This window comes from uncultured Cetobacterium sp., from assembly GCF_945952365.1.
Taxonomy (GTDB): Bacteria; Fusobacteriota; Fusobacteriia; order Fusobacteriales; family Fusobacteriaceae; genus Cetobacterium_A.
Window position 1 is genome coordinate 1 of sequence record NZ_CAMFHX010000046.1, and the last position, 8,910, is coordinate 8,910.

At 23.5% G+C, this 8,910-nt stretch carries 5 protein-coding genes; 3 read left to right on the plus strand and 2 right to left on the minus strand.

The features are described from left to right. Positions 1–659, minus strand: a 659-nt coding sequence (locus tag Q0O83_RS11365; RefSeq protein WP_294097190.1) for a MobA/MobL family protein, incomplete at its 3' end; no start/stop codon positions are given. 194 nt (positions 660–853) lie between these two features. Then, positions 854–2,440: a replication initiation protein gene (locus Q0O83_RS11370; protein WP_294097192.1), complete on the minus strand. Its 1,587-nt coding sequence runs from the start codon at positions 2,438–2,440 to the stop codon at positions 854–856. A 612-nt stretch (positions 2,441–3,052) separates the two neighbouring features. Between Q0O83_RS11370 and Q0O83_RS11375 the strand changes: the two genes are divergently transcribed. The 3 genes from Q0O83_RS11375 (at position 3,053) to Q0O83_RS11385 (ending at position 8,222) form a co-directional block, all read left to right on the plus strand. Continuing rightward, positions 3,053–3,931 carry a DUF4393 domain-containing protein gene (locus tag Q0O83_RS11375; RefSeq protein ID WP_294097193.1) on the plus strand — a complete coding sequence of 293 codons (879 nt, stop codon included), beginning with the start codon at positions 3,053–3,055 and terminating at the stop codon, positions 3,929–3,931. 371 nt (positions 3,932–4,302) lie between these two features. Beyond that, entirely contained in the window at positions 4,303–7,326 is a 3,024-nt protein-coding gene (locus Q0O83_RS11380) for a type ISP restriction/modification enzyme (protein ID WP_294097195.1), read from the plus strand. A gap of 209 nt (positions 7,327–7,535) precedes the next feature. After that, positions 7,536–8,222, plus strand: coding sequence for a hypothetical protein (locus Q0O83_RS11385; protein WP_294097196.1), 687 nt, complete (start codon positions 7,536–7,538; stop codon positions 8,220–8,222). Positions 8,223–8,910 lie beyond the last annotated feature (688 nt).

The following is an 8,910-nucleotide window of genomic DNA, read 5'->3' on the forward strand; positions in this document are numbered from 1 at the left end:
ACTGGTGTTCTATTTAAAAGTTCAGCTTTTAAATAATCACCTTTTTCTAAAGCAATCTCTCTTTGTTTCTTTAAAGATTCGCAAGAAACTCTTTCATTAAAGCCATTTTTTTCTAATGCTTGATTAGATAAAACTTCCCATGATTTTCTTATATTTAATAACAATTCTTTTTTTATCCAAATATCATTTTTTTTAGCTCCACCAAGTTCGGGTTTTTTAGAATTTGCTCTTCTAAAAAATTGTTCTTTAGTTCTTAAAATATTATCTAATTCTCTTTCAGAAAACATAAGATGGCAATGAAGATTTTTCTCTCCATCTTTACTATGTGATTCATGGATGGCAAAAGAATATGGATGTTTATTTCCTATCTCTTGTTTCACAAAATTTTTAACAAGCTCAACACCTTCTTTATGTGTTAATTCATTAGGAATATTCAATTCAAATTCTCTATATGCTCTCCCATTAACTCTTTCAAAATCATCAGCACTTTTCCAAAAATCAATCGCTGATGTTCCATCAATAACACATTCCATATTCCCCGATTCTTTATATACTAAATCTTCTTTTTTGTTATATTTATTTTCTCTTAGAATGTACTCAGCATGAGCTTTTGCCATTCCTACTTTTCCATATTTATAATGTAATCTATATTCTGCCATGCTAAGTACACCTCCTTATAATCAAATTTTGAAAAAATTTACCTTGTTAATAACCTTATTTTAAGGTTATTATTTTCTTCACGCGGTTTCTCATTTATGAGAAACTTGTAAGCGTGCACTGTCTTTTAATTATATCATTTTGATTTAGAAACTTCAATTGAAATATAAAAAAAGAGGGATTTATTTTCCCTCTTTTATTCTCCAATTATTTTATCTTTATATTGAATTTTTATATTTTCATCTTTTGCTATTTTTTCTAATCTTGCAACTAATGCACCACCTTTTAATGCGGTTCCTTTTTTAGATAATAATTTTTCTGGTTCAATATCTTCTAATTTTTTAACTTCAATTTTATTTTTTTTTGTATTTAAAATTTGTTTAAGTTCTTCTAATTCTATTTGATTTTTTAACCATGCTAAATTATAATCTTCTCTATTTTTAAATAGTTCTGAAAATTGCTCTCTAATTTTAATTTCTTCTAATAAAGTTTCATCATTCAAAGGTGTTCTTTGTTCTTGAAAGTTTTCTTTTAATGATTCATTAGATAACAGAACTTCTCCTAAAGAATTATAGTCATCGTCAGTTTCGCTTTCTAAATGCTCTTTATATTCATCATATGTTAAATCTTGATTTAATTCTTTTGTTGTTAAATATCCTTCTTTGTTTAAAACCTCATCTTGAAACTCTAAAAAATTATTCCACTCTTCTTTACTTTCAAAATCATTTGTTAAAATATAATTTTTTTCTAAATATTCATCAAATAATTTCTTTGATTCTAAATTCTCTTCTAACTCATTTTCTATCATAAAGATTTTATAAATAGAACTTACTAATTCTTCTTGAATCTTTTGTTTTTTATTTTCTATAATTTCATATCTATTTTTATTAGCAATATCAAACCCTTTTCTTGTAAATAAAGTATGCTCTGTTTTTTGATCTTTTAAATACTTCTTATAGAGGTCTTCATATTCAGCTTTTGTAACTTTTATTTTTTCTATTTGATTAGTTTGTTTTATTTCTTCTTTTATTTCTTGAATTTGTTCTTGATGTTCCCTAAATTCTTTTTCTCCAATAGAATCTCTTTTCTTTATAGCTTGGATTTCTTCGACTTTTTTCTTCTTTTTAGCTCTCCAAATAAATTTTAAAGAATCAACTTTTACCCCTTTTTTTATTTTTTCTAATTTTAAACCTGAAAAATAAGGTTTTAATTGTTCTATGATTGGAGATAAAACTCTTTTATCAATATCTATCATTTTATAACTCTTTGGAATGTCTAACATTACTTTAAAATCATCTATTTTTATTTGATACCAATTATAGCTATCTTCATTATCAAATTGCTTTAGCATTTTAAACATATTTTTTGCATATGAACTTTTCAAACTTACAAATTCCATCAAGTCAAATTTTGTAAATTTTTCAATATCATTAAGTAAATATTTACCATCCTCATGTATCTTTATTTTTACTATTCTTTCTTCTTTTTCAATATTATATTTAGTGAAAAGTATTATTTTTGTTATAGTTGTTTTTGTTTCTGTTCTAATCTTTATATTTAACATTTTATCATATGTACTCTCTAAATCTTTTATAAATCTATCTAAGTTTCTATTAGAATAATTAGATAATTCTTTTAGTTCCTGAAATGTTAAAATAACTTCATTTAATCCTTCATTTTTCATTTTGTAACAAATAGAAAAAAATAAATCCATTTCTTTTTCTTTAAATTTGCCAAAATTCAACTCATTCATTTTACTATCATATTCAACTATTTTTCCCATAATTCCCCCTTGTAACAAAAAGTTATCTAGTTCTATTATAGAACCAATAATATCAGACATTATTTGTATAAGTCAATGACTTTTTTTATTTATGACCTTTTTATGTAACAATATGACCTCGAATATGTAACAATATGACCTCGAATATGTAACAATATGACCTCGAATATGTAACAATATGACCTCGAATATGTGCTCAAAATTCTCTTGTAGAGAAGACTTTCGACTACCTAATACTCTTTAATATTATTTAATACTTTTTAATAAGAGAGTAAGTTAAAAATTTACATTAAAAAATATTAAAAAATTTAATTTTAAAATTTTAAAATTAATTGATTTTTAATTTTAAACCTATATTTCAATCTGCATTTAAAACCTATAAAATAGCCTAAAAAACGATTTTAACACCATTTGCTATAAAATACTAGTAAAAACAAAACAACCACATTTAAAAACGATTTTAGAAAGAATTCGATATTTAAAAATTTAATAAAAAAAATAATTTAAACATAAAATTTTTTAATCAATATTCTTAGATTTCTTATTGATAATAAAATAATATACTGTATAATTTAAACATAAAAAATTATATTTAGAAAAAGGGGGAAATTTATGACACAAGAAGATATAATATTAAATATCATGGAAGAACCTTGTAAAGAAATTGGAAATGCAATATCTCAACCTATTAAAGCTATTAAATATTTTATATTAGATCCTATTATTAAATATAATATTGCAAAAGAATCAGAATATAAAGAATTAGAAAAAGAATTAGAAAAAAAAATTCAAGGAATAAAAAAAGAAAATTTAAAAGAAGCAAAAGTTAGAGTATTAGCTAATATTAACGAGGGACTTAAATATTCGATTGATGATTCAGAACTTAAAGAAGCATTTTTAAATTTATTAAAAAGCTCTATAGACAAATCAAAAGAAAATGAATTTCATGTTTCTTTTTCTGAAATTTTAAAACAATTAGAACCGGATGAAGCTAGAATTATTGAGTATTTAAATAGTGGAGATGTATTTAGATTTTTGATAGAAAATAAATTACCATTACCAACTAATATGATATATCCATTTTCTTTTATAGAAAATGGTCGTATTCCAAAAATAGATGTGTTTAAAATGACTAGTAATGGAGCTCATAATCAATATATTAAAAATTTTACATGGTTATCATTTTTAAATTTTATAGAAACCCCTGAAAAAATTAATATTTATTTAGATAATTTACAGAGATTAAATATTATCGAAATAGAATCGCAAAAATATATTGCAAATGAAATTTTCTATAAATCAATTTTAACAGAACATCCTAAAGTAAAAACATTTATTAATGATCCCAATTATCAAATAGAAAAAGGATATATTCAATTAACAACTGTTGGAAAAAATTTAGCAAAATGTTGTTGTAACTATGATAAGTTAAAGGAATATAAAATTATTGATGAAAGATTTTTTGATGAAAAAATTTTAAACCAAGATTGATTTTTTAAAAAGAAGAGAGTATAATAAATTTAACAACGATTAATATTCAATGTTTGTAAAGCATTGTACGAAAAAGAGCTAGGAGTGAGAAACTAGCTCTTTTTTAATTTTTTGCATTATGATATAATTTTTAGCAGTGGTTGCCTACCCTAGAAAGGGGGTGCTTTACAAATTGTTAAGAATATTAATCGTTATAGTCCTTTTTTTTCTACTAAGTAAAAAAGGGTACTAGGTAATCACTGGCTAGGTGTCTCACTCACCTAGTCTTTAATTTTTATTAAAAAATTAAATAGTTAATACTAAGAATATTATTATATAAATTAATATTATTAAAGCTAAAAAAATTCTATAAATTTAAAAATGGGGGGTATATGGAAATACAAAATTATTTAAAAAAAATAAACGATAAATATATTTTAGGAAATACTACAGAACATTCATTTCGTGGGGAACTACAAGAGTTAATAGAATCCTTGTTTCCTAAATTGATAGCAACAAATGAACCAAAAAGAATAAAGTGCGGAGCTCCAGATTATGTAGTAACTAAAAGAAAAGAAAATATTCCAATAGGGTATATAGAAGCTAAAGATATTGGAATAAAATTAAGTAGTAAAAGTCTAAAAGAACAATTTGAAAGATATAAATCTTCTTTAGATAATTTAATAATAACAGATTATTTAACTTTTGAATTTTATAAAAAAGAAGACTTATTAATAACTATTTCAATAGCCAAAGTTGAAAATGGAAAAATAGTTCCAATTGAGAAGAATTTTATAATGTTTAAAGACCAATTAAAAGAATTTTGTAATTATGAAGGGCAAACAATAAAGAACCCAAAAGATTTAGCAATCTTAATGGCAGATAAAGCAAGAATGCTTCAATATATTATTGAAAATGCCATTGTAGAAGATAATGAAAATCAAGAAAATACAACATTGATTGATCAAATGAAAGCATTTAAAGAACTATTAATTCACGATATAACACCTAAACAATTTTCAGATATATATGCACAAACAATTGCTTATGGAATGTTTGCGGCACGTTTAGAAGATACAACATTAGATACATTTACAAGACAAGAAGCAGCAGAATTAATACCAAAAACAAATCCTTTTTTAAGAAAACTATTTCAATATATAGCAGGCTATGATTTAGATGAAAGAATTATATGGATTGTAGATTCGCTAGCAGATATTTTTAGAGCAGCTGATATAAATGAAATTTTGAAAGATTTTGGAAGAGAAAAGAAAATGCAAGATCCTATAATTCATTTTTACGAAGATTTTTTAAATGAGTATGACCCAAAGTTGAGAAAAAACAGGGGAGTTTGGTATACACCCCAACCTATTGTTAATTTTATAGTCAAAGCAGTTGATGAAATATTAAAAAAAGATTTTAATAAGGAAAATGGAATTGCTTGTTATGACACAACAAAAATAAAAGTAAATCAACAAGGACATAAAGCTGAAAAAGTAGTTCATAAAATTCAAATACTTGATCCCGCTACAGGAACAGGAACATTTTTAGCAGAAACATTAAATTTTATTTATGAAGAGTATTTTAAAAATAATAAATCAATGTGGAGTTCTTATGTAGAAGAACATTTATTACCTAGATTACATGGGTTTGAGTTATTAATGACGTCATATGCTATGGCACATATTAAATTAGAAATGCTTTTAAAAGAAACAGGATATAATCCTAAAAAAAATAAAAGAATAGGTGTTTATTTAACAAATTCCTTAGAAGAACATCACCCTGATATGGCAACTTTATTTGCAAGTTGGCTAAGTCAAGAAGCTAATGAAGCTAATTATATTAAGAGAGATACCCCTGTAATGTGCATTTTAGGTAATCCACCATATAATGGAGAAAGTTTTAATAAAGGAACTTGGATTATGGATTTAATGAAAGACTATAAAATGGAGCCAGGTGGAAAAGAAAAGTTAAAAGAAAAAAATCCTAAATGGCTAAATGACGACTATGTTAAATTTATAAGATATGCTCAATCGTGTATTGATAAGAATAAAGAAGGAATTGTAGCCTTTATTAATCCTCATGGTTTTTTAGATAATACTACATTTAGAGGAATGAGATGGAAGCTATTAAAATCTTTTGATAAAATTTATGTAATTGATTTACATGGAAATGCCAAGAAAAAAGAAGTAACACCTAATGGAGAAATAGATCAAAATGTTTTTGATATTCAACAGGGAGTTTCAATAAATATTTTTATAAAAACTGGTAAAAAAAATAATAATCAATTAGCTGAAGTTTTTCATTATGATTTATATGGAAAAAGAGAGGAAAAATTTGATTTTTTAAATAATAACAAACTAGAAAATATAAACTTTAAAAAAGTTGAAAATATAGGACCAGAATATTATATGGTACCTATAAATTTTGAGTTAAAAAAAGAATATGATAAAGGATTTTCTTTAGATGATTTGTTTATAACAAAATCAATAGGAATAGTAACTGGAAAAGATAAAATATTGATTAATACAGATAAAGAAACTTTAAAGAAAAATATTAAAGAATATTATGGAGAAGAGGATGAAACTTTTATTAAAGAAATTTCCTATAGACCATTTGATAATAGATATATATATTATGATTGTTCAAAATTAGAAAGAGCAAGAGAAAAAAATATGAAAAATTTAGTTGATAAGGATAACCTAAGTTTAATTTATAGAAGACAACAACCTGAGTCAAAAGATTTGTATATATTTTCTTCAAAATTTATCGTTGCAGATGGATTCATAAGATCGGATAATAAAGGTGGAGAAACAATTGCTCCATTATATACATATACAAATATTGAAAACGATAAATTTGCATTTTTAAATAAAAATAATAAAGTTTCAAATTTAAATAGTGAAATTGTTGAAAAAATATTAAAAATAATAAAAGAAAATACAAGTGAAGACATAGAATTAATAATTTTTGATTATATATATGGATTATTACATACACCATCTTATAGAAATTTATATGCAAGTTATTTAAAAATAGATTATCCTAAAATTAGATATCCTAAAAATAAAGATGAATTTTATAAGTATGCAAATTTGGGAAGAGAATTAAGAGAAGTTCATACTTTATTTAAAAACAATTATGAAACAAATATTAATTTTCCAGTTTGTGGAGATAACAAAGTAGAAAAACCTGTATATAAAAATGAAAAAATTTATATAAATGAATATCAGTATTTTGAAAATGTAAGTCTTGATACTTGGAATTGTTATATTGGAGGATACCAACCTGCACAAAAATGGTTAAAGGATAGAAAAGGAGAAGAATTAAAATATGATGATATTAAAATTTATAGTAATTTATGTCATATTTTAAAAGAAACCTTAGTTATAATGAAGAAATTGGATGAAATTTAAGATTATCTTAGTTAAATAAGCCTTGAAAATTTAAATTTAATATTTTATAATTTTAGCACAAAGCTGGAACAAAGGAATAATAAGTAAAAATAGGGAGCATTGCACAGCTCTCTATTTTTTTATAAAAAAATCTTGATAATAATTTATTTCTACAGTAGTATATATTATAGGCTAATAACCTATAATATATACTGGAGGTGTATGATTTTATGAAAAAAGCTTCAGAACAAAAAATTTTTGCTAAAGCATATGAAATTAAAGAAAAAATTATTAATTCTAGTAAAATTATAAACGAAATAAGATATCAATATTTAAAAACATATGTTAGAAGGTCATATGAAATTTTAGATGAGAATATTTTTTATCAAAATTGTCAAAAGCTTATTGAATTAGGGGAAGAATATCAAAATATATTTAAAAATAAAAAATTACCTAAAATATTTATTCCACCAATTTTACATAAAGATGTACTAAGTGTTATAACATACATTAATACGGCATATTCTAAAAAAATTTTGAAATATGAGGATTACGCAAGTAGAGAATTAAAAAAATTATATTATGAATTAGAATCTAGTAAAATTTCTGCTCAAGAAATAAATTTAGCAGTTGAAAATCTTAGAAAAGACTTAGAAAATCTACAAAAAAAATATAATGCAAAATTTGCTATCATCAGATTATCTTCTTGTGATTTTAGGGCAAAACTAAGAGATCAAGAAAAAGAAATTAAAAGAATTACTTTGAAAGAACAGGGAACTTTTTTTCTTGGAACACCTAAATTTTATGAACAACCTCCCAAATCTCCAAGAAATGATTTATTTGAAAATAAAAATGGAGTTTATAAAATAAATGATGAATTTTATCTTTCAGATTTAGATGACATATCTTTATTATGATAGAGGTTATTAACCTATAATCTAATAAAAAATAAAAAAAATATTTAACTAAAATTTAAGAAACTTTTTTTAATATATTTCTTTTAAATAAAATTAAAAAAATATTCAATTGCTTAAAGTGAGTTGAAATGAAAATCACGAGAGTGCACGCTTAATAGTTTCTCTTTTTTGCTATGCAAAATCGAGGAAACTAGCGTGTTTTGACTTGTCCAAAGTGTCTTCGACTTTTTGAATGATAGAACTTGATATTTTAATCTAAATCTTTTATAATTTTAATACAAAGCTGAACAAGGAATAAAAATCGAAGAAAATAGAGAGATGTGCAAATCTCTCTATTTTTATTTATTTGACCTAAATTATCCATTTTATATATTATAGGTTAATAACCTATAATATATAAAATAAAAATAAAAAAATAGCTAGAAAAAATCTAACTACTTTTTTTTGCTTACCAGTATAATTTTATTAGTATTAGTATACTTTATTTTTTATTTGAAATCAATATTACCTATTAACATTTTTTATGATTTTGTGAGGGTGAAAAAATAAGTTCCAATGAGTGTAACGAATGGATCTTTTTTTTTCATCCAACAAAAAAGAGGGAATTTTTCTTTTTCCCTCTTTTTTCTGTACTTGGGGTTCCGTCAGGAAAACGCGGTTTTACAACGTTAAGAAAATTAAAAAATTA